A 1002-nucleotide genomic window follows, 5' to 3' on the forward strand; every position below is an offset into this window, starting at 1 on the left:
GGCTTCAGCAAGCCCGCCATATCCTTCAGCGCGATGATATGGGCGCCTGCCTTTTCGAGCTCGACGGCAAGATCGGTGTAATATTTCAGATCGTATTTCGGTCGTGCCGAATTGAGGATATCGCCGGTGTAGCAGATCGCCGCCTCGCAGAGCTTGTTCTCCTCGGCAACCGCATCCATCGACACGCGCATGTTCTCGACCCAGTTCAGGCAGTCGAAGACGCGGAAGAGATCGACACCGCCCTTGGCCGCCTGGCGGACGAAATACTTCACGACATTGTCGGGATAATTCGTATAGCCGACGCCGTTCGCGCCGCGCAGAAGCATCTGCAGGAGCAGGTTCGGTGCACCCTCACGGATCAGCGCCAGGCGCTCCCACGGGTCTTCCGTGAGGAAACGCATGGAAACGTCGAAGGTGGCGCCCCCCCAGCATTCGAGCGACAGGAGCTGCGGCAAAGCGCGCGCATAGGTGCCGGCGACGCTGGCGATGTCATAGGTGCGCATGCGGGTGGCAAGCAGCGACTGGTGGCCGTCGCGCATCGTCGTGTCGGTCATCAGCACGCGCTTTTCATTGCGCATCCATTCGGCGAATTTCTGCGGGCCGAGCTTATCGAGCAGCTGTTTGGTGCCATCCGGAATAGCGCTGTCGATATAAGGCAGTACCGGGTTGGCAGCCTTGGGCGATGGCGCGGGGCGCCCGCGGGTCTCCGGGTGACCGTTGACGGTGACATCGGCGAGATAGGTCAAGAGCTTAGTGGCGCGATCCTGGCGCTTGACCTGCTGGAACAGTTCCGGCGTCGTGTCGATGAAGCGCGTCGTATAGCTGTTGTCGCGGAATTTCTCGTGCGTGATGATCGCTTCGAGGAAAGTGAGGTTCGTCGCCACACCGCGGATACGGAATTCGCGCAGCGCGCGATACATACGGGCGATCGCCTCCTGTGGGTTCGGAGCCCAGGCGGTCACCTTTACCAGCAACGGGTCGTAATAACGGGTGATGATCGCA

General features: G+C 60.9%; 1 pseudogene. It reads right to left on the bottom strand.

What is annotated here, in order from left to right:
* Window positions 1-1002: pseudogene (locus AC13QE_RS31255) on the bottom strand (pyruvate carboxylase); the annotation flags it as partial.

Source organism: Martinezella sp. CNPSo 3957 (assembly GCF_057784395.1).